Raw genomic sequence first — 24,907 nt, forward strand, 5'->3', positions numbered from 1 at the left:
AAATGTGGAAAATTTAGTCCTTAAAACCTATGCTTTTTGTTATCTTAGCACTCTTTTTCTAATACGCATGGAAGCAAGTAAAGTACGTCAGACATTCTTAGATTTTTTCAAAAGCAAACAGCACGAAATTGTGCCATCTGCGCCTATGGTTGTAAAGGGTGACCCTACTCTAATGTTCAACAATAGCGGAATGGCTCCGTTTAAAGATATTTTCTTAGGAAATGCGCCTATCAAATACCCTCGTATTGCGGATACTCAAAAATGTTTGCGTGTAAGTGGTAAGCACAATGATTTGGAAGAAGTAGGTGTTGACACCTATCACCACACTATGTTTGAGATGTTGGGAAATTGGAGCTTTGGTGATTATTTTAAGAAGGAAGCTATTGAATGGGCATGGGAATTATTGACCAAAGTTTATAAAATTGATCCTTTCCGCTTATACGTTACCGTTTTTGAAGGTGATGAGAAAGAAGGAATTCCATTTGACCAGGAAGCTTATGATACCTGGAAAAAATACATTTCTGAAGACCGCATTTTGCGTGGAAACAAAAAAGATAATTTCTGGGAAATGGGTGATATGGGACCTTGCGGACCATGCAGCGAAATTCATTGTGATATCCGTAAACCGGAGGATCGTATGTTGGTGCCGGGAAAACAATTGGTAAACACCGGACATCCGCAGGTAATTGAAATTTGGAACAACGTGTTTATGGAATTTGAGCGTAAGGCCGATGGATCCTTGGTTAAACTTCCGAAACAACATGTGGATACCGGTATGGGCTTTGAACGCTTATGTGTTGTATTACAGGGCAAACAAAGTAATTATGATACGGATGTATTCATGCCTATCATCAATAAGATTGAGGAGCTGTCCGGTCACCGTTATAAACCGGAAGAAGAAGAAAAACATAAGAAACAATTAATAATCAATATTGCCATGCGTGTGATTGCTGATCACATTCGTGCGATTTCATTTTCTATTTCTGACGGACAATTACCAAGTAATACAGGAGCCGGTTATGTAATCCGTCGTATTTTACGTCGTGCCATTCGCTACGGTTATCAGTCATTGAATTTAAAAGAGCCGTTCATGCACCGTTTGGTACCAACATTGGCGAATCAAATGGGACAAGCATTTCCTGAATTAGTAAGTCAGAAATTATTGATTGAAAAAGTAATTAAGGAAGAAGAAATTTCCTTCTACAAAACATTGGAAATCGGATTAAAGCGAATCGATCAGGTTTGTATTGATTCAGCCAATTCTAAAAAAGGGAATGTGATTGACGGGAAAATAGTTTTTGAATTGTATGACACCTTTGGTTTCCCGGTGGACTTAACTTCATTGATTGCGCGCAGTTATGATTTAACCATTGATGAAGCAGGTTTCAATAAATATTTAGAAGAACAAAAAAACAGATCGCGTGCTGCCACGAGTGTAGATACGGAAGATTGGATTTATACAGAATTTGGAAAAACACTGCAAGGCGAAAACGAAACCAATTTTGTTGGCTATGAAGAGCAGGAAATTCAGAGTAAAATTGTCCGCTACCGAAAAGTAAAAGCAAAAAACAAAGAACAATATCATTTGGTGTTAAACAAAACACCATTTTACGCAGAGAGTGGCGGTCAAGTGGGCGACACAGGTGTTTTAGAAAGTATCAACGAAAAAATAGTGATTAATGATACCAAAAAAGAAAATGGTGTGATCATACATTTTTGCGATAGATTACCTGAAAACATCAATGCAGAATATTTTTCGAAAGTTGATAAATCAAAACGTTTATTAACTACCAATAATCATAGTGCAACGCATTTGCTTCACGCAGCCTTAAGATCCGTATTAGGTACACATGTGGAGCAAAAAGGAAGTTTGGTTAACGACGAGCATTTACGTTTCGACTTTTCACATTTCTCAAAGATTACCGATGAAGAAATTAAACAAATAGAACGTATTGTCAATAATAAAATCCGCGAAAACATTGCTTCCAACATACAGTTGATGGGCATTGAAGACGCGAAGAAAACCGGCGCGATGGCTTTGTTTGGAGAGAAATATGGTGATGTTGTGCGCGTGGTAACCTTTGATAAAAATTACTCAATAGAACTTTGTGGTGGTACACACGTTCCGGCTACAGGACAAATTGGCTATTTCAAAATTGTAAGTGAAGGTGCGGTGGCTGCCGGTATACGCCGTATTGAAGCTGTTACCTCTGAGAAAGCTGAAGAATATTTTGAAAATCAAATTGCCGTTCTAAATGAATTAAAAACAGTATTAAAAGGCAGTAAAGATGTGGTGAAGAGTGTGAATGGTTTATTAGAAGAAAACTCTGAGCTTCAAAAACAATTACAGCAACTTTTAAAAGAAAAAGCCGGCATGATTAAAAAAGAATTGGTGGCTAAAATTCAAAAGAAGGACGGCATCAATATTATTACTGAAAAAATTTCGTTCGACAGTGCGGAAGAAATCAAAAATTTATTGTTTGAAATAAAGAACGAAGTAGAAAACTGTTTTGTTGTTTTAGGAGCAGAAGTAAAGGGTAAGCCAAGTATTTCAGTTATCATCAGCGATAATTTAGTAAAAGAAAAGAATCTGAACGCCGGAAATATTGTGCGCGAGTTAGCCAAAGAAATTAACGGCGGCGGCGGCGGACAAGCATTTTACGCGCAAGCAGGTGGCAGTAAAGCTGAAGGATTAGACAGCGCTATCAATAAAGCAAAAGCAATAATATAATGGCAAAAATCACCATCATAGGCGGGGGAAACTTAGGCACTGCCATCGCTGAAGGATTAATCAGCTCAAAGCATACTAAAGCAAGTGATATTACTGTTACCCGCAGAAATGTTTCCTTGCTAGATGCATTAAAAAAGCAAGGTGTAAAAATTGAAAGTGATAATAGTAAAGCGGTAAAGGGTGCCGAATTGATTTTGTTGTGTGTAAAACCATTTCAGATAAAAGATGTTGTAAAAGAAATTGCACCTTCCCTCCACTCTAAACAAATATTAATTTCGGTGGTTAGCAGTGTTAGCATTCAGGATATTGAAGACATTCTTCGTAAGAAACAAAACGAATCGGGCATGTCGATCTTCAGAGCTATGCCAAATACAGCAATAGCCATTTCGGAAAGCATGACTTGCATTTCTTACAACAACGCCAACTCCAAACAAATTCAAACTGTTTGTCAGCTATTCGATAAATTAGGTAAGACCGTGGTAATAGAAGAGAAATTAATGGAAGCTGCTACGATTATTGGTGCTTGCGGAACAGCCTTTGCCATGCGTTATATCAGAGCGAACATACAAGGCGGAATCGAAATAGGGTTTGATGCGAATACCGCAAGAACCATTGTTGCTCAAACAGTAAAAGGTGCTGCCGATTTACTCATCAAAAAAGGCACACATCCTGAGCAGGAAATCGATAAAGTTACAACACCAAAAGGCGTAACCATTACCGGATTAAACGAAATGGAGCATAACGGCTTATCCTCTTCTCTCATAAAAGGCATTACGGAAGCGTATAAAAAAATTGGGAAGTAATTCTTTTTTTTTATACTTTTATTAGTATGAAAAAAATAGTATTCCTTTTATTCAGCCTACTTTCGATTCATTCATTTGGACAATTCGCTAACAATTGGCAAGTTGGAAATGGTATTGGTATCAATTTTAGTGGGTCAACGCCTAGTTTAACAGCTTCTTCAATAACCGGACACCCGGATAATTCCAGTGCAATTTCAGACGCAAGTGGAAATCTCCTATTCTATACAACAGGAGTTAACGTATGGAACAAAAATCATGTTATTATGCCGAATGGAACAGGCTTACAAGGAAGTTACACTGGCGGACAGTGTGCGCTCATCGTTCCTATCCCCTGTAACCCGAATCGTTATGTAATTTTTCATACGACTCTGTTTTCTAATCCGGGATATTTATCCTACACAGTGGTGGATATGAGTTTAAATGGTGGATTAGGTGATGTTGTAACAACTCAAAAAAACATTTCTTTAGGTACAGGCTGGACAGAAAAACTTTGTGCTTATTACAATCCTGCCGGAAATTTTTATTGGCTTTTAACTCACAAGTGGGGGAACGATCAATTTGTGGCTTTTAAAATTGATGCAACGAGTATTGCAACAACATCGGTTGTAACGCCGATAGGCTCTAACCATACTTGTGGAACTTTAGGTGGTGCACATGATGCAATGGGTCAGTTAACTATCTCGCCTGATGGCAGCACAGTAGCTAACGCCTTAACCTGTCAAGATAAATATGAATTATTTCAATTTAATTTAGCAACAGGTGTATTATCAAATTCTATTGCTATCCCCGGAAATACCGGTAATGCCTGGGCAACGGCTTTCTCTCCGAACAGTAAAAAGCTATATACAAATACTATTTTTACAGGCGATATTTTCCAATATGACCTTACCAGCTACAATGCATCATCTGTGGTGAGCTCAAAAACGAATGTTTATTCAACTGGAGTTGGTGGTTATAATTTTGGGTATATGGAATTAGCAGCAGATGGGAAAATATACGTACCTAGACCAAATACAAATTTCTTTTCTGTAATTGGTTCTCCAAACAATTCTGCAGCAACCAGCGGATTTAATTTTAATGGTATTTCTTTAGGTTCTGGTACTGCACAATGGGGTACATCAAGAATTGCTTATAACATTCCTACTTCAGTTACAGTAACTCCTACCTTCTCGCTCACTGTATTTAGTAACAGTGCCACCTGTAACGGTTCTGCTAATGGCTCTGCCGCAGTTTTCGCCAGCCCTTCGGCATCTTATTTATATACATGGACGCCTGGAAACTATACTACTTCTGTGGTTAATAATTTATCTGCCGGTATATATTCAGTTCATGTTTCTGATGGAGCTTGCAGCAGTTTAACTACAACCGTTTCGGTTACTCAACCTTCACCCATATCAATATTTATTGATCCATTACAAATATGTTTAGGAAATCCCGGAACGCTTAATCCGATGGTGAGTGGCGGAACACCTGCATACACATACAGCTGGAGCCATGGAGCCAACACTCTTGGAACTGTTGTCAGCCCGAGTGTGACCAGTAATTTTACACTTTATGTTACAGATGCGAATGGATGCACAAGTAATGCATTAACAACAGTAACAGTTGATATTTGTAATGGCATAAATGAGTATGATAAAATCAGTTCAGGTATTTTGTTATATCCAAATCCTGCAAGTGATATAGTTAAAATTAAATCAAAAACGACTTACTCTCATGTTATCATCACTAATTTAATTGGTCAAAAAATTAAAACCGTATACACAAATGACGGTTTAATTACCATTTCTGATTTGACACAAGGAGTGTATTTCATCGAAGTTTTTGATAAAAACAAACTAATCGGAAATGCAAAATTGATTAAAGAATAAAATCAATTTTGTTTGTACACATCATTAAAGAGTTGTCCTACACTTTCTTCATTGTACTTTCTCGCTTGCTGCGCGATGGAAGCATGATCGTAGTTAACCTTTAATAATTGATTGAGGTTTTGTATCCAGTCTTCTATTGTGTTCTCAGTCACATATCCGTTAGTATTGTTGATCAATTCCGGAATCGCTCCAACATTCGATGCTAAGACAGGAGTTCCGGTAGCTAAAGCTTCGGCAATAACAATTGAAAAAGTTTCAATGGTACTGGCATGTAAAAAATAATCACTCTCTTGTAAGGTCTTTGCTAAATTTTCAGGCATTAAATTGCCAAGGTAATTTATTTCAAAATTCCATTTAAGTGGCTTCAACTTCTCTAATAAAATCCCTTCTCCTACCACATTCAGCTTAATATTCTTATTCGATTTTTTCGAAATCTCATTTAAAGCGTTAAATATTAAATCAGGTCTTTTCGGATTCGTCCAATGAGCAACGCAGGTAAACACAATGGAGTTTCCTTTTACCTTAGGAAGAAAAGTGAAAACTTTCTGATTAATAACATTTGGCACAATCTTAATACGTGACGTATCAGCGATATGTTTTGAAATACTTTTCTTCAAAAAATCAGAAACTACCGTAACGGATTTGGCATTATTGTAAGCTTTTTTACCAATGTAACTGAACAAACTTTGCGACATGAATTTATCCACTTTACTCCAGTGTTCAGTAATAACATGCGGTAAATTGTATCGCTTTGATAACTTATAGGCCAAAATTCCAGCAGGATAAAGCACATTGGAATGTATGAGCTCCGGCTTAAATGTTGGTATAACCGATTTCTCAACATACTTGCTAATGGCCCGATATTGAAAAAACAGATTTAAATGAATCCATTTATAAAACCTTGAGTTGATTTCGATATGGTGAGTTAAAATTCCATTTTCATCGGTTTCTGAATAAATTTTCCGTTCAAAGGTTTTCGATGAATCACTAATGGTAATGGCTACTACCTGAATTTCATTACCTGCTGCTTTGATGGCCGCCGCGTGCTTTTTTACGAAAATACCCTTTAACGGATGAACCGAATTAGGATACCAAGCCGAAATAAAAAGCACTTTCATTTAATCAGTCGTTTTTTTGTAAATTAGAGCCTTTAAGCAATTCAAATTTAAGCAATAAAGCCAATACTATGGGATTAAAGCAGGCCATTTTAGAAATACCCTTTGTTAAGAACTGGAAACGTAATCAGGAAAAGAAGAAATTTCAGGGATCTGAAAAATATTGGGACGACCGTTATCAACGCGGCGATAATTCAGGAACTGGTTCCTATGACCATCTTGCCGAACACAAAGCAGATGTGATAAATGATTTTGTTGCGAAGAACAATATAAAAACCGTGATGGAATTCGGTTGCGGAGACGGTAACCAATTAAAAATTGCAAAATACCCTCAATACATCGGATTAGATGTTTCTCCAACTGCCGTTAAATTATGTTATAATATTTTTAAGGCAGACAAAACCAAAAGTTTCTACGTTTATAACAGCATGGCTTTTGTAGATAACGCGCGTTTATTTAAAGCGGATTTAACCATGTCGCTTGACGTATTGTATCATTTGGTGGAAAGAGAAATATTCGAAAACTATCTAATACATTTATTTGCAGCCGCTGATAAATATGTGATTATTTATGCCTCAGATTACAATCAGGCAGAAGAACCTATTCATCAGCACGAGAACCGTAGAAGCTTTACCGACTTTGTAAACAAAAACATTACAGGATGGAAGCTTAAAGAAATTATAAAAAATAAATATCCGGTTTCAACGCACAAAGAAAAAGGTTCATTATCGGATTTTTACATTTACGAAAAGATTGCCTGATTAAGATACGGCAAAACCAATGATAAGTAAATCGTTTTTAAAATCATCTATTATTTACACCATTGGCGGAGCTCTACCAATGGCGGCAGGTTTAATTCTGCTACCATTCTACACCAATTACCTTAACGATTTACATTTTACCCAAGTCGCTTTTTACATCAGTGTGTCATTGCTGATGCAGATTTTATTTTCTTATTCAATTGAAAGCTATTTCGGGATAAAATACTCTAAACTTAAATCCGATCCGCAACAACAAAAACGCTTTATCGGAACTGTTGCTATTTTACTTTTAGTAATTGGTGCGGGTTTGCTCCTTATTTCAGCTGTAAGCGGCACTTACATTTTTTCAAAAGTGTTTAATCCCGCTTTTCAAATGGAATTTTGGCCGTTTGGATTTTACTCCGTTTTAACTGCCTTTTTTAATTCCTATTTTAAAGCCTCCACTAACGCGCTAATTTATTTAAAGAAACCGGGTTTATTCTTCACAGCAAACTTAATTAATTTCATTGCCACCATTGGTATTTCAGTGGGTGGTTTGTTCCTGTTTCCGGATACAATTATTGGTCCAATTTACGGACGATTACTTTCCGGCGTTATTATTTTTACAATTGCCAATTACATTTATCTGTCGAATGGTAAGTTTAAATATGAAAAAGATTTTATTGGCGATTTAAAAGCGTTTTGCACGCCATATGTAATTTATGTATCCTTTGTTTGGTTATTGAGTTACACTGATCGATACATGTTACAAGAATTCATTCCGAACACCGATCTTAATACTTACGATCTTGTATTAAAGTGCTTTTTCGGAATTGAATTTCTTCAGAATAGTTTAACCGCAATCATCTATCCGAAAATCTATGAAATATGGGCAGATCAAAAAGAGCTGCACACTTCTAAAGAAACGAACCGATATTTTAATGTATTTACAGCCATTAACATTTTGCTTCTCATTGTTTTTTGCATTACTATTCCACTCCTTTACAAACTCGTTATTAGCAACGAAAAGTTTTATGAAAGTGAGAAATACATAGGGATTTTAGCAGCAGGTTATGGTTTAAGAAGCATTCTGTACTTTTATTTGGCAACTATTCTCTATTCCAAGAATATTAAAATACTTCTCAAAATATTTGGGATTAGCGCAGCTTTTCAATTGGCCGTTACCTATTTTGTAGTGAAGGATTATGGTTTGATGGGCGCTATTTACACCGGATTAGGAGTAAAAGTGCTTCAGATAATACTCTCTTATTTATTCACTAAAAACATTTTCAGATATGAATTTAATGGAATGAAAATTATCGGAATACCCTTTTTATATCTTGCGTTAAACGTTGCCCTCTTCTACTTTCATCCTGAATACAGCTTAACGCTTTATATTGCACAACTGGCAGTATTCAGCATCATCTTCTTCTTAATTTTCAATAACGAGATTAAGGCAGTGTATAAACAATTTGCAGGAAAGAAAGCTTAGTTCTCGAACACAATATCAATTGTGTTTTTATTTAAATCGTAGGTTAATTTATCCTTTAGCACATTCATAAAATCATCGCCCCATTTTGCATAATGAGCCGCGAAGTTTTCTACACGCTCTTGAGGAACGCCGTTCGGATATAATTTTGATTTGATGTTTTTTATTTGATTCACTTCAGTATCGGATTTTGCCTTTATCGCACGCGTTGCTTTTTGCTCTAAAACCGATAATGAATTCAGGTTTTTTTGTTTCTCAGCTTCTGCCGATGAAACCAAAGTTTTATCAATCTTATTCATTTCAGATGAGATGCTCTGAAATAAATTTTCAATTGATTTTTTATACTCCTCCAGGTTAAAAGATTTGTTGTTTTTCTCTAAATACAACTTAATCATCTCTTGTTCGTTTTCCATGATATTCTCCATTTCCAACCCTAATTTACTTAATTTATTCAATGAATTTATATCCAAAATAGTAACAAATTTTCGAGGTGTTAACACCGGAAAAAACAGTCCTAATGCCTCAAACATTTCTTTATACTCTAACCAATAAGCCAACTCTCCGGGTCCGCCCACATACGATAAATTGGGCAAAATATACTGCTGATAACAGGGGCGCAAAACCACATTGGGACTGATTTTTTCGGGAGATTTGAAAATCAAGTCTTTAAGCTGAGTTTCCGAAAATGTAAGTGAAGTGTCAATTACCTTATATGAATTTCCTGACTTTTCTATACGGGCCCGAAGCCCATTTTCCATATAAAAACAATTGATTTCACGGGGATTCACCTGCGCTTCATACTTGCTTTGTGTTAATTTCTTTATACTGGAATCAACCTTTTGAAATGGGGTATTTTCGAAAATATCCTTTTCAAAAAAAGCAGCAAAACTCTTTTTTAAATCCGCACTGTTACCGTCCAAAACAATCAAACCGTACTTCCCAAAAAGTTCATTCACCAAAAAACGCGTGGCCAATGCCAGATTGGTGTGTTTTAAATAAGCTTCTTCAAACAGGTGAATTAATCGGGAGGCATTTACGCTATCACCAAGAATTTCTTTCAACTGCACAACCACTTCTTTTAGTCCGGCTGTAGAAAAATCACCCACGGCCCCTTTTTCATCTGAATTCCATTCCAGCTTTTTACCGTACACACTCAGATGATTCACCTCAGCAAAATCATGATCTTCCGAAGCCATCCAATATACCGGAACAAAATTATAAGCAGGGAATTCTGTTTTTAATTTTTCAGCCAGATTAATAACCGAAAAAATTTTATAAATAAAGTAAAGCGGACCAGTAAACAAACATAATTGATGTCCGGTAGTAATTGTAAAAGTTTTTTCGTTGAGTAATAAGTCTAAATTGGTTTTTGACTTTTCAGACGTATTCGCTACTGACTCGTTTTGCTTTTTTATTTCAGACACCAATAACTGACGATCGTATTTGAATGTTGATATTTGCTCAATAGCATTTTTAAAGCCGTCTTTATCGGGATAAAAAGAATAAAATTCCTTGAGTCCTTCATGGCGACTTAAATAATCATACATCAAACTGCTGAACAGTTCTTTTTTAATTGGTAAGGTTTTATGCGCTAGCATTTACTATAACTTATTTCCAAATGCCAAATCTCCGGCATCACCCAAGCCCGGAACAATATACGCGTGCGCTGTTAACTCTTCATCAATGGCACCACACCATAATGTAAAATTAGTATCCGGCATATGTGTTTTTACATAATCAACACCTTGCTTGCTTGCAATAAGCGAAACCAAATGTGTGTGCTTTGGTTTACCGCGTAATAAAAGTTGCTTATAGGTTAAAGTCATGGATGAACCTGTTGCCAACATCGGATCACATAGAATAAGTACCTTATCATTTATATCGGGAGCTGCAACGTATTCTAATGCAATTTCAAACGAATTATCCTTATGATGTTTGCGGTATGCGCTGATAAATGCATTTTCTGCTCTGTCGAAAAAATTCAAAATACCAAAATGAAGAGGTAAACCTGCACGCAAAATGGTAGCAATGATTGGCTCTTCCTTTAATTCGAATGATTCGGCTACACCAAGCGGCGTAGTCGTTTCGCAGGGAACATATTGCAATGTTTTAGAAATTTCATAGGCATAAATTTCGCCCATTCTCTCCAAATTCCTTCTGAAACGCATGGAGTCTTTCTGAATTTCTTTATCTCTGATTTCGTTAATGTAACGAGTAAACAGAGAGTTGGTTTGTGACATGTTGTGTACCATAAGTCTTACTTTTTAAGTTCAATTACTAAATTCTTTTGTGATTGATAAGATGATTTATCGTAAATCTGAATTGGTAAAGTTAAATTTTGGAAACCGGGAGCTTCCACATTTAAATTATATTTTCCGGGAGGTAAAATGATGATACATCTCCCATTCGCAGGATTTGGCATGTAATTACCGATGACCTCATTCGTTACCATATCATTCACGGTCATAAAAACATCACGGTAATTAATTTCTGATTTGTCTTTCGATGTGAGTTGTCCGATTACAACGGTATAATCTACATCTGCATCATTAAATGAAACGCGGTAAATATCGTTATCTCCCGTTCCACCTCCGCGAACAGAAGCTAAATAGCCATACTTACCTGATTTGGAAATACGGAAATTCATATCATCATAAGAGGTATTGATAGGATATCCCAAATTCCTTGGATTAACAAAGCGCTTTTGTTCCTCATCTAAAGTGGCTTTAAAAATATCGTAACCACCCATACTTGCATGGCCTTTAGAACTGAAATAAAGTGTTTTTCCGTCAGGAGATAAATTAGGAAAATCTTCATTCATGGGAGTGTTTACTCCTACTCCACAATTTTTAATATCACTCCATTTACCGTTTGGTAATTTACGACATACGTAAATATCGGTTCCGCCAAATCCTCCCTTTCGGTCGCTGGCAAAATAAATTTCGTTACCATCAGCCGAAATACAGGCAGCAATTTCATCACCTTGTCCATTAATTGGCTCAGGTAATAAATCCGGTTTAGAGAAATAACCCTGCGCATTCATTTTACTGATATAAATTCTTCCCTTGCCGCTTTTATCCGCTTTATAAATGAGCAATATATCTCCCTTGCCGCTCATGCCAATTACTTCTTCCCCGGTATTACCTTCACAAATCGGTTCACCAATAACAGTAGCCTCTGCATAAGAACCATTCACTACTTTCGATAAAAAAATGGAGTTTTGATATTGAGCATTCTCTAATTTCTGAGCATCTTTTTTTACGGGTCGCTTCGAATTAAAAACCATGTAAGCTTCATCATCGGTAACAAATGGATAATAATCTGAAAAAGGCGAATTAATGTTTTTACCTAAAGATTGAAACATCACATCCACTGGAAACTTAATAAGCTCCTTTGCATTTAAACAGTATTGAATTTCCTGCTCAACGGCACTTAAATTATCAGAAGAACCTTTTGATAATTCCTTGAATTTATTAAAACTCTGAATGGCATCCTCAAAACGATTTGCATATTGGTAAGCGCGTCCTAATAAAAAGTCGGCATTGGGATTATGCTTTTCCTTACGTGTCACTATTTCCAAATAAGGCACCGCCTTGGCTTTATTAATATTTGTATTTAGATAACATACTCCCGCGTTATAATTATAAATCTCGTTCTTCGCGTCGCCGGAAAGTAACTGTAAATAGTCTTCCAGGGCATCCTCGTAATTACCTGCCTTCATTTTTTCTTCTGCTTCCACTGCAAGAGACTTATCTTCGCCGCTCTGAGCAAACACATTTGCGGCAAATAACATCCCAACAAAAAAGCCAAATTTTCTCATCATTTTTCCGGTTTTTATTTATTTAAAATACCTTAGTAAATATACACTTTTACATAGACAAAAAGCCTCATTTTTGAAATAATAAGATTATCTTTATGAGCCGATTATATCTTGTTGAAATCTTTTAAATATGCAATTTGGGGAATAAGTGTATGCTTAGAGGAAAGGAATTTTAAAATTCATCTTATTGCCGCTACTTTAGTCATTATTGCAGGCACTTATTTTAAGGTAACTTCTTTTGAATGGCTGATTCTTATTTTAAATATCGGCTTAGTCCTTTCCCTCGAAATGATTAACACAGCTATAGAAAGATGGGTGGATTATGTAAGTCCGGAGAAAAACAAAATTGCAGGCCAAATAAAAGACATCTCTGCCGGCGCTACTTTAATCGGAGCTATTATTGCCGCGTTTTGCGGAACCATCATTTTCTATAAATACATTATTGATTTAATTAATACATAACATTATGAGATTTGCGGAAACCGAATTGATTTTAACGGAAGACAAACGTGTATATCACATCAATTTGAAAAATGAAGACATTGCCGATACGGTTATTGTTGTAGGTGATCAGGGACGCGTAGCTCAAATCAGCAGCTTCTTCAGCAAAATAGATTTTAAAACCGAACACCGCGAATTTATTACACATACCGGTTGGTTTAACGGAAAACGAGTTACCGTACTTTCAACAGGTATAGGAACTGACAATATTGATATTGTCATGAACGAACTGGATGCTGCTGTAAATATCAATCCGGAAACACGTGAACTAAACCCTACTCTTCGCAGTTTAAATATCATTCGCTTTGGAACCAGTGGGGCTTTACAGGGAAATATTCCGGTGAATGGAATTGTTGTTAGTTCGCATGGATTAGGATTAGATGGATTACTGAATTTTTATGAAGGCTGGGAAAATGTTTGCGAAAACAACATCAGTGATGCTTTTATTAAACATGTGAACTGGCAGAGTAATTTACCTTATCCTTATTGCGTGAAGGGCTCCGAAAAATTACTCGAACTTTTTAAAAGCGGAAACCATGTTGGTATAACCGCCACCGCGCCCGGATTTTATGGTCCGCAAGGTCGCGAGATTCGTTTAAAAGCCAGTTCCAAAAATCTGAATGACTTGCTTACTGCCTTTAATTATAACGGTTTGCAGATTACCAACTTCGAAATGGAAACCTCAGCTATTTATGGTTTAGGGAAGATGTTGGGTCACAATTGCCTAACAGCTTGCGTCATTATTGCCAACCGAGTAAGGAAAGAGTTTACCAAAGATTACAAGCAAAGCGTAGAGTTATTAATAAAAAATAGTTTAGAGCGATTAACAGCCTGATTGTTAAAAAATAATAAACTGCTCTTCAAATGGCCCAAGCACTTGGGCTATTTTTGTTTCTGTTAAACTATGAGAGCAGGTAAAAACCAAATGAACTTAAAGGAAGTAATTGCCTTAATTACTTTGCTCGACGACCCGGATGAAACCATCTATACGCAGGTAAAAGAACGTTTCATTATGCTTGGCCCTCCGGCCATCCCACATTTAGAGACTGCCTGGGAAAATAGTTTCGACATGCTGATGCAAAAACGCATCGAAGGCATTATCCACAACATCAATTTTGAAGCTTTAAATAAAGCACTTCGTAATTGGGCCGAACACGAACAAGAAGATCTGTTTAAAGGAATGTGCATTTTAGCACGTTACCAATATCCTGATTTGGATGAAAACAAATTAAAGAAGCAACTTCAGCAAATCAAACAAGATGTGTGGTTGGAAATTCATGATGATTTAACCGGACTTGAAAAAGTTAAAATCATTAACCACATCTTATTTGAAGTACATCAGTTTAGTGGCAATATCACTAATTATCATGCTCCGCAAAATTCCTTTTTAAATGTAGTGCTTGAAACTAAGAAAGGGAATCCGGTTATGTTAAGTGTTGTTTATGCCTTGGTGTGTAAAGAGCTGAATATTCCGGTATACGGGGTTAATTTACCTCAGCATTTTGTTTTGGCTTATGTAAACGATTTCGCTAATCTGTACGACACCAATCATAAGACTTTATCCGATAACATTTTATTCTATATCAATCCATTTAGTAAAGGCCTTATCTTTAATCAAGGCGATATAGATTCCTTCTTAAAACAACTTAATATTGAACCGGAGAACAAATATTATCTTCCGTGCAGTAACCTCGATATCATGAAGCGCATGCTTCACAATCTGGTTTATTCTTATGAAAAACTAGGTTATGTTGAGAAAGTAAACGAGCTTAAGTCGCTTCTCAAAAACATTTAATTGCCACTCACAATTTTCTGAACAGTACGTGTAATGATGGTTAAATCGGTTAACAATCCCGTTTCCTCTATATAACGCATGTTTAGTTTCAGTTTAGCAGGCATGATTTCCTGAATATAGGTTTGTTCAGGGTTCTCCGACTTTGCCAATAATTCATTTTCGTTGATGTATTCCAAGGAGGCGTAATCGGTAATTCCTGGCTTTACTTCTAAAACCCTTTTTTGTTCTTCGTTATACATCTCCACATATTTACGGACTTCCGGTCGTGGTCCTACTAAACTCATGCTTCCGAATAATACATTAAAAAGCTGAGGCAATTCATCCAATTTAAATTTCCGCAAATAATACCCAACCGGTGTTACTCTAGGGTCGCGACCTCCAACAGTTAACAATCCCTTTTTATCGGCATCAGTACGCATGGTTCTAAACTTAAATAATTTAAAATCTCGGTTATTCTTCCCGACTCTGGTTTGGAAATAAAAAATCGGGAACCCGGAATTAATAACGATAGCCAAAACTATGATAACAAATACAGGGAAGAGGAATATAATCCCGACTAAAGAACAGATAATATCAAATAATCTTTTTAGCACAACACCTTATTTACCGCATGTAGTACTGCTTTAATTACCGTGTCTACCTTGTTGTTATCCAAGTCGTAATACACAGGCAAAGAAATTTCGCAACTGTAATTTTTATACGTTTGCGGATAGTTTTGAATGGAATATCCCAGGCCTTTATAATAACTCATGCTTGGCACGGGAATAAAATGCACGTTCACCGAAACATCCTGATCAAAAATTTCTTTTATGATTAAATCACGCTGCTCTTCAGTTATATTTTTAATCCTTAAAGGATATAAATGATAACATCCGGTTTTTTCTTTGGTTTGATAAATAGGTAAGATAAACCGTGTATCGTTTTTAAAACCATCCGAATAGCGATCAAAAATTTCGCGGCGACGCACTAAAGTATCATTATCATATCGCTTTAATTCAATTAAGCCGATAGCTGCAGCAATATCCGTCATGTTGCATTTATAGCCGGCTTCAATCACATCATATTTCCAGTTCCCTTTTTGTGTTTTGGCTAAAGCATCTTTGTTTTGTCCGTGAAGTGTTTTAATGCATAAGTATTTATATACCTCTTCATTATTAAAAGGAGCCGGAAGGTTTAAGGCAACAGCACCGCCTTCGGCAGTTGTTAGATTTTTTACGGCATGAAAAGAAAACACAGAAACATCACACAAAGAGCCGGTTTTCTTTCCTTTATAGGAAGCGCCAAATGAATGAGCAGCATCCGATAATATTAAGATGCGTCCGAGTTGTTTTTGGATATCGTTTGCTGCAATAAACTTTGAACGATACTTCTCAGATAGATTATTAATCGCATCAAAATCGCTAGGCCATCCTGCAAAATCAACCGGCATAATTACTTTTGTTTTTGACGTAATAGCCTTTTCGATCGCCTCCACATTGATATTAAAATCACTTTCATTAACATCTGTAAATATCGGAGTTGCACCACAATGCATAATTACATTTGCAGTAGCGCTATAAGTATAAGCAGGAAGAATAACCTCATCGCCCGGACCAACACCAAACCATCTTAATATGATTTCAAGACCAGCTGTTGCGGAGTTTAAACAAAGCGTGTTCTTGTTACCGCAGTAGGAAGTAATTTGCTTTTCAAATTCTTTGGTGCGCGGACCTGTTGTAATCCAACCCGACTTAAGAGCAGCGACTACCTCGTTGCAAATTTCATCATCGATGCGTGGTGGCGAAAATGGAATCATACCAATTGTTTTGTAATGCAAATTAACGAAAATTAAAGCAGCTAAACCCTCATCGAAGGGTGTAAAGTTGAATCGGAAGCAATCAACTTTATTAACAATCGATATTTAATTACAGATGCACTTAATTAACATTAACGTGTTGAGACATAATTATTCGCAAAAGGTTTCGCCTTGATATCTTATCTATTTTTAGCAAAAGTTAATTAACAATTTCGCAAAAAAATATAATCGCATGAATGCAGAAAATTTAAAATCCGATTTAAAACAAGTTTTCGATAATGATTTAGCTCTTAGAAAAGAGTATAATGATTTGAAACGTTCTTTAAGTGATTACCGTAATCAACTGATTGAACGCGACGAAGACTGTAAACGTTTACAAGTAACCATTGATGTATTAAATACGAAGATGGAAGTGCTTGATCGCGATAATCAGAATTATAAAGCTGAATTAGCTGCATTTAAAGAACTACGCGCAAGCATTAAAGAGCAATTACAAGCCAAACAAGAAGAGATAAATAATTACTTAAGCGAAATTGAGTCGTTAAAATCTCAAATGGATGGAATTGCTGCGGAATATGAAGCGCGTATAGAATCGGTAAAAACAGCTTCGTATGAAGAATTAGATGCGGTTAAAAAAGAATTAACTACACAAATTGATGAATTACGTTCTAATGGCCACTACCGCGAAATTGGCATACGTGATGAATATGAATTAAAGATTAATGAGCTTAGCCAGCTTTTATTAGATAAAGAGATTGAATTAACTTCAAAGCACGAATCAGAAATCAGTAACTTAAGAAGTGAATACTTCCAGCAAATTGAGACTATTAAGTCTAACTACGAAAGTCGCATTTCTGAAACATCAAGTTCAACTTCTTCACAAATTGAAACCTTAACAAACGAGTACGAAGGCAAATTAAAACGTTTGGAAGACAGCTTAACAGCTTCTTTAAACGAAAGCACTTCTTCGTATGAATCCAGAATTTCTGAATTAGAGTCGGCTATCGAAAATCAAAAGAGCACTTTAACATCAGAATATAACAGTACTATTGAAAGTTTAACTTCTGAGTTTACTAATAAGGAACAAGAATTGATTTCAACTTACGAAGGGCGCATTGCAGAATTAAATGCTTTGGCCGAAAGTAATATGGAATCTTTAAAAGCCGGTTTTGAGAGTCAGATTAATGAGTTAAAGTCTTTAGCAAGCTCGGATGTAGAGTCAGTAAAAGCTGAATATGAAAGCAAGCTTTCTAATACATTAATACATTCGAATAAGCAAAACAGTAAATTAACTGAAGAGTTAAATAAGTTTGTGATTGAGAATGAGCATTTCAAGGAGAAAATCCGTGAAATGATTCACCATATTGATGGGCAAAACACAAAAATTGAAGACTTAGCCCGTGAAATTGAAATCAAAAACTCTGAAATTACTGCTCAAACTGAAAAGTATAACAGCCTAACTTCTGAATTTGAAACTTACAAAGCTTCACAATTACAATCGCAAAGTGAGCAAGTTCAAAATTTAACGGCTGAATTATCCCGTTTAACAGAAACTATTAGTGCATTAGAGTCAGATTTAGAAGTTAAAAACAATACGATTGCCGAATTAAATTCAAGTGTTTCATCAAAATCGGCAGAATTAGGATATACTAAGTCTGAAATCGAAAGATTAAATAATGAATTAAGTAAGAACATTTCTGAGTGGAGTGAAAAAGAAGCGTCGTTTGAGAGTTTCAAAAACGAATTGGAAATCATTACGCAACAACAATTACAAAATAAGGATATTGAGTTCCAGAAATTATTAAATGAAAATACTAGCTTAATCTCAGAAATTGATTCAGCCCAGGAAAAGTTGGAAGCTCAAGAATCTGAATTAGCCTTATTAAAAGCAGAATTAGAAGAATCTAATTCCGGAATTGAATCACGTGTTTCAGAATTAAAAGAAGTATTAAATTCTAAAAACTATGAAATCACTACTTTATCGGCTAACAATGCCGCACTAAGTAATGAGTTAACACAAGTAAAATCTGAAAACATCGAACTTGTAGCTAAATTAGAAAGTGCTTCATCATCTGCAGAAGAAATTTCAAACTGGGAAAACAAGTACAATACTATCAGTGCAGAAAATGAAAGCTTAATCTTTCAATTAGAAGAGTTAAACTCAACAGTAGGTAACTTTAAATCTGAAATTGAAAATCTAAATTCTAAAATTTCAGATTACGAGAGTAGAATGGCGGAAATGACTTCTTCAACTACTAGTTCAAACGATCAGGATGAATATATCGATCGCTTATTCAAACAAATTGATGCATTAAATGATGAGCGTTTAAATTTGTTGAATGAGAAGGAACAAATGGCTGAACAGTTGTTAAAAATGAATGATGTGATTAGTGGTATTTCTCAACATGTTGATAGTCAGAATATTGATGTTAACGATTTGAATAATCACAGGAAGAATATTATATTAGCAAAGTCTTCCAATGGTAACTTGAGTGACAGCAGTTCCATGAAGAAACAAATTAACGAATTGGTGCGTGAAATTGATAAGTGTATTGCTTTACTAAGTGCTTAATTTTTAACGCCCTAACTGTTTTCAATGAATGAGGTTAGTATAAAAGTAGAAATTGCAGGGGGATTATATCCCCTGAAAATCAAAGCCGAAGACGAGGAAAACGTAGTAAGGGTTGTTAGTTTAATAAATACTAAAATTGATGAGTTTGAAAAAACTTATGCAGTTAAGGATAAAAAGGATGTTTTGGCGATGGTAATGTTGCAGCTTGTTTCTCAATATTATCAGAAAGCTGAAGAAGCCGAAAAAGAATTAAGCCATTTTAAGATACTATTAATTGATGTGGAGATGATGTTACAAGAACATCTCGATAGCATTAAAAAAATAGACGAATAATAGCCACGGGCTACACAATTTTATCACGCACAAATTTTATTATCGTTTCATCGAAATAAAGTTTGTGCGTTTTTATTTTGTGGGATTGTGAGGTTGATTGCCGAAAGGTTGTACTAAAACTAAAAATTTAGAAAAAATGAATTTAGACTTAAACATTATAGAAATCAGCATTATTGCCGGGGGCCTTATCCTCGGGCTGATTGTTGGCTTTATAATTGCCAACTCGCGCCTTAACCGAACCGCGCAAAAAGAAAAGGAAAACATTATTAAGGAAGCTGAAGTAAAAACGGAAGCTCTTAAACAGGAGAAAATTTTACAAGCCAAAGAAAAATTCCTTCAACTTAAATCTGAACATGATAAGTCGGTGCAAGAAAAAAATCACCAGATTTCACAAACAGAAAACAAGTTAAAGCAAAAGGAAAACGAGCTTTCGAAAAAGATTGAAGAGAATAACCGCAAAGATAAGGAGCTCGAAAATTTAAAGAATCAGGCTAGTCAGCAAATCGAACTTTATAAGCAACGTAACGAAGAGGTGGAAAAATTACACCGCCGACAAGTTGAAATGCTTGAGAAAGTTTCCGGATTAAAAGCCGATGATGCAAAAGCTCAATTAGTGGAAAGTGTAAAAGCCGAAGCAAAAACACAGGCTATGGCTTACATTAAAGATATTATGGATGAAGCGAAAATGACCGCTAACAAAGAAGCGAAGCGTATCGTTATTCAATCCATTCAGCGTGTTGCCACTGAAACTGCTATCGAGAATTCAGTTACTGTTTTCCATATTGAAGGTGATGAAATGAAGGGTAGAATCATCGGACGTGAAGGTCGTAACATCCGTGCCCTTGAAGCGGCAACCGGTGTAGAGATTATTGTAGACGATACTCCGGATGCTATTACTCTTTCTTGCTTCGATTCTATCCGTCGTGAAATTGCCCGTTTAGCTTTACATCAATTAGTAAGCGACGGACGTATTCACCCTGCGCGTATTGAAGAAGTAGTTGAGAAAACGAAAAAAATGATTGAAGAAGAAATCATTGAAACCGGTAAACGTACTTGCATCGACTTAGGTATTCATGGTTTACATCCTGAACTAATCCGTATGGTGGGACGTATGAAATACCGTTCTTCTTACGGACAAAATTTATTGCAACACTCACGCGAGGTAGCTAATCTTTGTGCTATCATGGCTAGCGAAATGGGACTCAATCCTAAGGTGGCGAAACGTGCTGGCTTATTACATGATATTGGAAAAGTACCTGATGATGAGCCTGAATTACCACACGCAATCCTTGGTATGAAACTCGCTGAGAAATACAAAGAGAAAGCGGAAGTTTGCAATGCCATTGGTGCTCACCACGACGAAATTGAAATGACTTCATTATACTCACCAATCATTCAGGTGTGTGATGCTATTAGCGGTGCCCGTCCAGGTGCCCGTCGCGAAATTGCGGAACAATACATGAAGCGTTTAAAGGATCTGGAAGCACTTGCTTTATCCTACGATGGTGTAGAAAAAACATATGCTATTCAGGCCGGCCGCGAATTACGTGTTATTGTTACAAGTGAAAAAGTAACCGATGCTAAAGCAGAAGAGTTGGCATTTAATATTTCTCAGAAAATTCAAACGGAGATGACATATCCGGGTCAGGTAAAAGTAACTGTGATCCGTGAAACAAGAGCAACTTCTTACGCGAAATAATGCTGAATAAATTTAAACAATTAAGAGGAGAAAAGGCCGTTGTGCTTTTTCTCCTTTTTATTTTACAGGCTTGTTCTTTTCAGGAAATAAAAAATCCCTTCCCTCAAAAAAATGAAATAAAACAAGGAGAAAAATTCTGCGTTATCCTTCCTGAAAACCACAATGAGACTTCGTTTTGGCACGCTACACAAAAACAATTTGTAGCCGTTGAAGCTCTCAATTCGGTTTGGCACGGAAATGAAAAAGGCATTTATTTTAATTTCTTGGCAAAGAATAAAGGAACAGATACGCTTTATTTTTTCAAGCGTCAACAACAAGACACCATTCAGCAGGAAAAGTTTATTGTAACTGTGGTAGAATAATCACAGACCTTTTACATCCATTTCATTACCACACTTGAAATGTCCTTTAGGGCATGATTTATATCCGTGTAAACCGCAAGGACGGCAATTCAGATTTTTCACCTCAACAATTTTTGTCTGATCAGACAAAGGCGTAAATCCAAATGCTGGAACAGTAGAGCAAAAAAATGAGGTAACAGGCGCGTTCATGGCAGAACATAAATGTAAAGGGGCGCTGTCGTTTACATAATTCATTTGCGCGTCCTTCATCAACGCTGCAGATTGCAATAAATTTAATTCGCCTGCTAATACTTTTGTGTTGGCCCTGCTATCTTGCGATTTAATTCGATTGCACAATTCAATATCCCCTTTGGCTCCTAACAAATAAACAGTAACATCTGATGACAGAAGATTAATTAATTCAATCCATTTTCCCTCGGGTAATTGCTTGGTAAACCAAACCGACGAAGGTGACATGCAAACATATTTACCGATTTTATATGCAGCTACTTTGTCAAAATCTTCCTTTGATGGATATAATTTTGGTCGCGCCACACGCTTATCAGTAATTTCTTCGATTAAAGAATTATAACGTTCAGTTTCATGTCGTCCGTCACCAATAACATGCTTTACTTTTTTTGTAAATAAAAATGAAAAAGGGTTTTTATCAAATCCGGCTTTCATTTTCGCGCCTGAAAATGTGGTAAGAAATCCGGAGCTCGCATAACGATGCAAATTAATCACCGCATCGTAATGATTATTTTTTATTTGCTTTCTGAGTTTGAAAAGGGATGCGTATTTACCTTCTTGCTTATTCCAAATCAGTACTTCCTTTAAATAAGGATGCTGAGTATAGAGAGATTCATTTCCTTTTCGCACCAAAATAGAGAGTGACGCGTTTGGAAAAGAAGCATGTAATTTTTCAAGTACCGAACTGGCTAAAATAGCATCGCCGATAAATGCCGTTTGTATAACTAAGATATTTTTAAAATCGTTTTTCAAATTACTAAATCATGTGGATAAACGTTTTTACTGCATATAACGTTCCTACCAAACATAAATTATGTATTAATTGATCTAATCCTATCATCACAAAAAACAAACGGTAATTTTTCGACTCCCAGAATTTAGAAGTGATTTTTGACGTAATGAAATCTGTTACAAAATGTAAAGCCACGTTACCAATCCACCATGCAAAGGCCATGTAATAATTATCAAGAAATTTTGCCAGGATAAAAAAGCTTATCAATGAAACCAAAGCATAAACACCAACGTGTATACTCAGCCATTTTAAACTTTTACTTTTCCCGGTTGCCATTTGTGATGTTTGAAACACAAAGTCGGCCAAGAAATGCACTATGAATATACCAAGCAAAACATATACCATTACACAGCTACATTATGCTCACGAAGAGCATCATTTAAGGAGGTTTTTAAATCTGTACTTTCTTTTCTTTTACCAATAATTAAAGCGCATGGCACCTGATATTCACCTGCGGCAAATTGCTTTGTATAAGAACCCGGAATTACAACTGATCGCTCCGGAACAAAGCCTTTCGTTTCAATTGGCTCCTTACCTGTCACATCAATAATTTTTGTCGACATCGTTAATACCACATTCGCTCCCAAAACCGCCTGCTTCCCTACTCTTACGCCTTCTACCACAATACAACGCGAACCAACGAAACAATCATCTTCAATTATTACCGGAGCAGCTTGCACCGGCTCTAACACTCCGCCAATTCCTACCCCACCACTCAAATGAACATTTTTTCCTATCTGTGCACAACTTCCCACTGTTGCCCAGGTATCCACCATCGTTCCGCTATCTACATAACCGCCGATGTTTACATAACTTGGCATCATAATTACGCCAGGTGCTAAATAAGAACCATATCGTGCTATAGCATGAGGCACTACACGCACACCTAACTTCGCATAATCCTTTTTAAGCGCCATTTTATCATGAAACTCAAACGGACCGACCTCAATAGTTTCCATTTTTCTAATTGGGAAGTACATAATAACTGCTTTCTTCACCCAATCATTAACCTTCCAACTACCATCGCTCAATGGCTCAGCCACACGCAAAGTACCTTTATCCAATAATTCAATTACCTCGTTAATTACTTTTTGAGTGGAGGCTTCTTTTAATAATTCGCGGTTAGTCCAGGCCGCTTCAATAACTGATTGCATAGTATAAATTTCGATGCAAGTTACTAAATATTTAGCTTTTATGCCGATGAAACAAAAGGTAATTTATAATATTGTACTTAATTGAAAAAAGCCTTCTACATATTTATATCTGTTCTTGTGTTTAATCCATTTCATTCGCAGATTTTAGTCATAGCACACAGAGGAGCCAGTGAAATTGCACCTGAGAATACACTTCCGGCATTTGAAGAAGCCATTAAAGCCGGGGCAGATTATATTGAAACGGATGTGCATCAAACTTCAGACGGGAAAGTGGTTATCATGCACGATTTAAGTGTTAACAGAACCTGCGAATTGCCGAATAAAATCAATAAGAATAAAAAGGTTTTGATAAAGGAACTAAAGCTTAGTGAATTTTTAGAGTTAAAAATAAAAGGGCAAACGTTTTCTCCTCCTACACTCGATTCAGCCATTAAGCTCATCAATGGACGATGTAAATTATTAATAGAATTAAAAAAGGGCAACGCGTATTATCCGGGAATCGAAAAAAACATTCTTGAAATTATTCAGCAAAACAAAGCTGAGAGTTGGGTGGATGTAATTCATTCCTTTGATAAAAAATCTTTATTACAGTTACAGGAACAAAAAACCGGAGCTAAGCTGCAAAAATTAATCGTTTTCAGATTGCCTTTGGGAAGCTTTACCTTTTCAGGAAGGTGGGATAAAGACAATTTTAAAAATTGGCAGGGCGTTAATTCCTATTACAGATTCACCTCCAAGCGACTGATTCGTAAACTTCATAAGGAAGGGAAAACCGTGTACGCCTGGACGGTAAATAATGCCAAATGGGCCAGAAAGCTGAAAAAGAGGAAGATTGATGGCATTATCACAAATAATCCGGCCATGGTTAAGGAAATTCTTGCTATCAACTAGAAAATAGTGTATATTTGCAGCCGATATTTTTGGTTCTGTAGTCGCGAGGTTAACTTGCGATGGCGAGTAATACCTCGCCACTCAACGAATCTTAAAAATTGGTTCCGTAGCTCAACTGGATAGAGCATCTCACTACGGATGAGAAGGTTTGGGGTTCGACTCCCTACGGTACCACAAAAAACGGCTGTCTTTTAGGCAGCCGTTTTTGTTTTCAT

General features: G+C 36.2%; 22 protein-coding genes and 1 tRNA gene. 14 read left to right on the forward strand and 9 right to left on the reverse strand.

Annotation, left to right across the window (positions count from 1 at the left end; all coding sequences use genetic code 11):
* The first annotated feature begins 67 nt into the window (after positions 1-67).
* Genes alaS through J0L69_11325 form a run of 3 tightly spaced genes read left to right on the forward strand, consistent with a single transcriptional unit; the run spans position 68 to position 5,405 of the window.
* A complete protein-coding gene (alaS, locus tag J0L69_11315) occupies positions 68-2,731 on the forward strand; it encodes an alanine--tRNA ligase (GenBank protein MBN8693779.1) in 2,664 nt (887 codons plus the stop codon).
* Positions 2,728-3,534 (forward strand): pyrroline-5-carboxylate reductase, encoded by an 807-nt coding sequence (proC, locus tag J0L69_11320; protein ID MBN8693780.1) that lies wholly within the window; start codon positions 2,728-2,730, stop codon positions 3,532-3,534. The genes alaS and proC overlap by 4 nt, the downstream gene beginning before the upstream one ends.
* Positions 3,535-3,560: 26 nt before the next feature.
* On the forward strand, positions 3,561-5,405 hold the full coding sequence (locus tag J0L69_11325; GenBank protein MBN8693781.1) for a T9SS type A sorting domain-containing protein: 1,845 nt from the start codon (positions 3,561-3,563) through the stop codon (positions 5,403-5,405).
* Positions 5,406-5,407: 2 nt separating this feature from the next.
* Here J0L69_11325 and J0L69_11330 read toward each other — a convergent pair whose 3' ends face one another.
* Positions 5,408-6,523 carry a glycosyltransferase gene (locus tag J0L69_11330; protein MBN8693782.1) on the reverse strand — a complete coding sequence of 372 codons (1,116 nt, stop codon included), beginning with the start codon at positions 6,521-6,523 and terminating at the stop codon, positions 5,408-5,410.
* 68 nt (positions 6,524-6,591) lie between these two features.
* Between J0L69_11330 and J0L69_11335 the strand changes: the two genes are divergently transcribed.
* Together J0L69_11335 and J0L69_11340 are read left to right on the forward strand one after the other, a co-directional pair.
* Positions 6,592-7,281, forward strand: coding sequence for a hypothetical protein (locus J0L69_11335; GenBank protein MBN8693783.1), 690 nt, complete (start codon positions 6,592-6,594; stop codon positions 7,279-7,281).
* 19 nt (positions 7,282-7,300) lie between these two features.
* Positions 7,301-8,752, forward strand: coding sequence for a lipopolysaccharide biosynthesis protein (locus J0L69_11340; GenBank protein ID MBN8693784.1), 1,452 nt, complete (start codon positions 7,301-7,303; stop codon positions 8,750-8,752).
* On the opposite strand, the gene bshC is transcribed toward J0L69_11340, so the two are convergent.
* Genes bshC through J0L69_11355 form a run of 3 tightly spaced genes read right to left on the reverse strand, consistent with a single transcriptional unit; the run spans position 8,749 to position 12,572 of the window.
* Positions 8,749-10,347 (reverse strand): bacillithiol biosynthesis cysteine-adding enzyme BshC, encoded by a 1,599-nt coding sequence (gene bshC, locus J0L69_11345; GenBank protein ID MBN8693785.1) that lies wholly within the window; start codon positions 10,345-10,347, stop codon positions 8,749-8,751. The two genes, J0L69_11340 and bshC, sit on opposite strands and share 4 nt — an antisense overlap.
* Before the next feature lie 3 nt (positions 10,348-10,350).
* Positions 10,351-11,001 (reverse strand): uracil phosphoribosyltransferase, encoded by a 651-nt coding sequence (gene upp / locus J0L69_11350; protein ID MBN8693786.1) that lies wholly within the window; start codon positions 10,999-11,001, stop codon positions 10,351-10,353.
* 5 nt (positions 11,002-11,006) lie between these two features.
* The gene (locus J0L69_11355) at positions 11,007-12,572 is read right to left on the reverse strand and encodes a PD40 domain-containing protein (protein ID MBN8693787.1); all 1,566 of its coding nucleotides are present in this window, start codon (positions 12,570-12,572) and stop codon (positions 11,007-11,009) included.
* A 105-nt stretch (positions 12,573-12,677) separates the two neighbouring features.
* Here J0L69_11355 and J0L69_11360 point away from each other — a divergent pair, with 105 nt between their 5' ends.
* The 3 genes from J0L69_11360 to J0L69_11370 all read left to right on the forward strand — a co-directional run bounded on the left by J0L69_11360 (position 12,678) and on the right by J0L69_11370 (position 14,865).
* Positions 12,678-13,031, forward strand: a complete 354-nt coding sequence (locus J0L69_11360; GenBank protein ID MBN8693788.1) for a diacylglycerol kinase family protein — start codon at positions 12,678-12,680, stop codon at positions 13,029-13,031.
* Between the two features lie 4 nt (positions 13,032-13,035).
* A complete protein-coding gene (locus J0L69_11365; GenBank protein MBN8693789.1) occupies positions 13,036-13,905 on the forward strand; it encodes a nucleoside phosphorylase in 870 nt (289 codons plus the stop codon).
* 90 nt (positions 13,906-13,995) lie between these two features.
* Positions 13,996-14,865 carry a transglutaminase family protein gene (locus tag J0L69_11370; protein ID MBN8693790.1) on the forward strand — a complete coding sequence of 290 codons (870 nt, stop codon included), beginning with the start codon at positions 13,996-13,998 and terminating at the stop codon, positions 14,863-14,865.
* Here the strand turns inward: J0L69_11370 and J0L69_11375 are convergent.
* Entirely contained in the window at positions 14,862-15,458 is a 597-nt protein-coding gene (locus J0L69_11375; GenBank protein MBN8693791.1) for a sugar transferase, read from the reverse strand. The two genes, J0L69_11370 and J0L69_11375, sit on opposite strands and share 4 nt — an antisense overlap.
* Positions 15,452-16,660, reverse strand: coding sequence for a DegT/DnrJ/EryC1/StrS family aminotransferase (locus tag J0L69_11380; protein MBN8693792.1), 1,209 nt, complete (start codon positions 16,658-16,660; stop codon positions 15,452-15,454). The genes J0L69_11375 and J0L69_11380 overlap by 7 nt, the downstream gene beginning before the upstream one ends.
* 232 nt (positions 16,661-16,892) lie before the next feature.
* Here J0L69_11380 and J0L69_11385 point away from each other — a divergent pair, with 232 nt between their 5' ends.
* The 4 genes from J0L69_11385 (at position 16,893) to J0L69_11400 (ending at position 21,626) form a co-directional block, all read left to right on the forward strand.
* Positions 16,893-19,232, forward strand: a complete 2,340-nt coding sequence (locus tag J0L69_11385) for a hypothetical protein (GenBank protein MBN8693793.1) — start codon at positions 16,893-16,895, stop codon at positions 19,230-19,232.
* 24 nt (positions 19,233-19,256) lie between these two features.
* Positions 19,257-19,565, forward strand: a complete 309-nt coding sequence (locus J0L69_11390) for a cell division protein ZapA (protein ID MBN8693794.1) — start codon at positions 19,257-19,259, stop codon at positions 19,563-19,565.
* Between the two features lie 136 nt (positions 19,566-19,701).
* Positions 19,702-21,264 (forward strand): ribonuclease Y, encoded by a 1,563-nt coding sequence (gene rny, locus J0L69_11395; protein ID MBN8693795.1) that lies wholly within the window; start codon positions 19,702-19,704, stop codon positions 21,262-21,264.
* Positions 21,264-21,626: a hypothetical protein gene (locus tag J0L69_11400; GenBank protein ID MBN8693796.1), complete on the forward strand. Its 363-nt coding sequence runs from the start codon at positions 21,264-21,266 to the stop codon at positions 21,624-21,626. The genes rny and J0L69_11400 overlap by 1 nt, the downstream gene beginning before the upstream one ends.
* Here the strand turns inward: J0L69_11400 and J0L69_11405 are convergent, their stop codons facing one another.
* From J0L69_11405 to J0L69_11415, 3 genes are read right to left on the reverse strand one after another with little or no spacing between them, the layout of a single operon-like run.
* Complete coding sequence (locus J0L69_11405) at positions 21,627-22,607, reverse strand: glycosyltransferase family 9 protein (GenBank protein MBN8693797.1); 981 nt, start codon at positions 22,605-22,607, stop codon at positions 21,627-21,629.
* A gap of 4 nt (positions 22,608-22,611) precedes the next feature.
* The gene (locus J0L69_11410) at positions 22,612-22,962 is read right to left on the reverse strand and encodes a DUF3307 domain-containing protein (GenBank protein ID MBN8693798.1); all 351 of its coding nucleotides are present in this window, start codon (positions 22,960-22,962) and stop codon (positions 22,612-22,614) included.
* A 29-nt stretch (positions 22,963-22,991) separates the two neighbouring features.
* Positions 22,992-23,801 carry a 2,3,4,5-tetrahydropyridine-2,6-dicarboxylate N-succinyltransferase gene (locus J0L69_11415; protein MBN8693799.1) on the reverse strand — a complete coding sequence of 270 codons (810 nt, stop codon included), beginning with the start codon at positions 23,799-23,801 and terminating at the stop codon, positions 22,992-22,994.
* Between the two features lie 81 nt (positions 23,802-23,882).
* On the opposite strand from J0L69_11415, the gene J0L69_11420 reads away from it, so the two are divergent.
* Positions 23,883-24,692 carry a glycerophosphodiester phosphodiesterase gene (locus J0L69_11420; GenBank protein MBN8693800.1) on the forward strand — a complete coding sequence of 270 codons (810 nt, stop codon included), beginning with the start codon at positions 23,883-23,885 and terminating at the stop codon, positions 24,690-24,692.
* Positions 24,693-24,792: 100 nt separating this feature from the next.
* Positions 24,793-24,866: transfer RNA gene (locus tag J0L69_11425), tRNA-Arg, on the forward strand.
* Positions 24,867-24,907: the final 41 nt, after the last annotated feature.

It is taken from the genome of Bacteroidota bacterium (assembly GCA_017303905.1).
In the GTDB taxonomy this organism is placed as follows: Bacteria; Bacteroidota; Bacteroidia; order B-17B0; family Aurantibacillaceae; genus JAHEYG01.

Coding starts and splice junctions, on each gene's coding strand:
- J0L69_11385 (MBN8693793.1), top strand. CDS start 16,893: ATGAATGCAGAAAATTTAAAATCCGATTTAAAACAAGTTTTCGATAAT.
- J0L69_11355 (MBN8693787.1), bottom strand. CDS start 12,572: ATGATGAGAAAATTTGGCTTTTTTGTTGGGATGTTATTTGCCGCAAAT.
- J0L69_11390 (MBN8693794.1), top strand. CDS start 19,257: ATGAATGAGGTTAGTATAAAAGTAGAAATTGCAGGGGGATTATATCCC.
- J0L69_11330 (MBN8693782.1), bottom strand. CDS start 6,523: ATGAAAGTGCTTTTTATTTCGGCTTGGTATCCTAATTCGGTTCATCCG.
- J0L69_11325 (MBN8693781.1), top strand. CDS start 3,561: ATGAAAAAAATAGTATTCCTTTTATTCAGCCTACTTTCGATTCATTCA.
- J0L69_11370 (MBN8693790.1), top strand. CDS start 13,996: ATGAACTTAAAGGAAGTAATTGCCTTAATTACTTTGCTCGACGACCCG.
- upp (MBN8693786.1), bottom strand. CDS start 11,001: ATGGTACACAACATGTCACAAACCAACTCTCTGTTTACTCGTTACATT.
- J0L69_11380 (MBN8693792.1), bottom strand. CDS start 16,660: ATGATTCCATTTTCGCCACCACGCATCGATGATGAAATTTGCAACGAG.
- J0L69_11400 (MBN8693796.1), top strand. CDS start 21,264: ATGCTGAATAAATTTAAACAATTAAGAGGAGAAAAGGCCGTTGTGCTT.
- J0L69_11365 (MBN8693789.1), top strand. CDS start 13,036: ATGAGATTTGCGGAAACCGAATTGATTTTAACGGAAGACAAACGTGTA.
- alaS (MBN8693779.1), top strand. CDS start 68: ATGGAAGCAAGTAAAGTACGTCAGACATTCTTAGATTTTTTCAAAAGC.
- J0L69_11335 (MBN8693783.1), top strand. CDS start 6,592: ATGGGATTAAAGCAGGCCATTTTAGAAATACCCTTTGTTAAGAACTGG.
- bshC (MBN8693785.1), bottom strand. CDS start 10,347: ATGCTAGCGCATAAAACCTTACCAATTAAAAAAGAACTGTTCAGCAGT.
- J0L69_11340 (MBN8693784.1), top strand. CDS start 7,301: ATGATAAGTAAATCGTTTTTAAAATCATCTATTATTTACACCATTGGC.
- rny (MBN8693795.1), top strand. CDS start 19,702: ATGAATTTAGACTTAAACATTATAGAAATCAGCATTATTGCCGGGGGC.
- J0L69_11415 (MBN8693799.1), bottom strand. CDS start 23,801: ATGCAATCAGTTATTGAAGCGGCCTGGACTAACCGCGAATTATTAAAA.